General features: G+C 69.0%; 1 protein-coding gene. It reads right to left on the bottom strand.

Annotated features, from left to right (window positions below):
• The coding region (locus tag PUR56_RS12430; RefSeq protein ID WP_329948931.1) for a hypothetical protein at positions 1-226 on the bottom strand (226 nt) is incomplete at both ends.

The following is a 226-nucleotide window of genomic DNA, read 5'->3' as shown; positions in this document are numbered from 1 at the left end:
TTCTCGGTGCCGTTCTTGTGGACGGTGGTTCCGGTTTGGGGGAAGTCGATCCAGCCGTTGCCGGCGGCGCGGTCGCCGACCCACTTGGTGTTGACGCCGTTGACGTCGGCGCGGTCGGCGGTGACGACGCCGAGGTCCTTGTGGGGGCCGTGGTAGACGTCGATGCCGGTGTCGGGGAAGTCGATCCAGCCGGAGTCGGGGGTCCGTCCCTTGACCGACCCGGTCC

It is taken from the genome of Streptomyces sp. BE303 (genome assembly GCF_036290945.1).
Lineage (GTDB): Bacteria > Actinomycetota > Actinomycetes > Streptomycetales > Streptomycetaceae > Kitasatospora.
The sequence above is the reverse complement of the archived record's forward strand: the minus strand, read 5'-3'. Positions and strand labels throughout refer to the sequence as shown.